The following is an 881-nucleotide window of genomic DNA, read 5'->3' as shown; positions in this document are numbered from 1 at the left end:
ACGGCACCGCTGCCAGCTGGCCCCTGGCAGGTTCGCCCGGATCGCCTCAACCAACCCAGCGTGGGCGTCCGAGGTCACCAGCTGCACGCCGTCCAGTCCGCGTGCGACGAGATCGGCGAAGAACGTGTTCCAAGCCGCCCCGGTCTCGCTGGTCGCGACCTTCACCCCGAGCACTTCACGACGCCCGTCGGCGTTGACCCCGGTGGCAACCATGGCGACCGCGTTCACGACCCGTCCACCTTCACGGACCTTCATGGTCAACGCGTCGGCTGCCACGAGGGTGAAGGGTCCCGCCTCACCCAGAGGCCGGTGACGAAACTGCTCGACCTGCTCGTCGAGGTCCGCGGCCATGCGCGAGACCTGGGACTTGGAGAGGGAATGAATGCCCAGGGTCTTCACGAGTTTGTCCATCCTGCGGGTCGAGACTCCGGCCAGGTAGCAGTCCGCCACGACGGTGATCATCGCGGTCTCTGCGCGTTTGCGGCGCTCGAGCAACCACTCTGGAAAGTAGCTCCCCTGCCGCAACTTCGGCACCGCGACGTCAACGGTGCCGACCCGGGTGTCCAGGGGTCGATGCCGGTATCCGTTTCGCTGGCTGGCCCGTTCCGGGGATGCGGTGCCGTATTCGGCGCCGCAGACGGCGCTGGCATCAGCGGACAGCAGAGCGTTGATCATGGTCTGCAGCATCGAGCGCATCAGGTCCGGTGAGGCATCGGAGAGTGCTTCGACAAGCAGGCGTTGAGGGTCGATAATTTGGGTAGCGGTCATCGCGGCGATGTCCTTTCGAGTGGGTTGTAGGAGATTCCTCGAAGGATACGTCCGGTGGCCGCACTCCATATCGGCGGGTGACCGGACGCTACACCACCTTATGGGGCACTACT

1 protein-coding gene is annotated in these 881 nt (G+C 65.2%); it reads right to left on the bottom strand.

Annotated features, from left to right (window positions below):
- Nucleotides 1-768, bottom strand: a 768-nt coding sequence (locus ACT3S2_RS15840; protein WP_444561938.1) for an IS256 family transposase, incomplete at its 3' end; no start/stop codon positions are given.
- Nucleotides 769-881: the final 113 nt, after the last annotated feature.

It is taken from the genome of Arthrobacter sp. AOP36-A1-22 (assembly GCF_052377615.1).
Taxonomy (GTDB): Bacteria; Actinomycetota; Actinomycetes; order Actinomycetales; family Micrococcaceae; genus Arthrobacter_H.
This window is presented reverse-complemented; position numbering and strand designations above follow the sequence as displayed.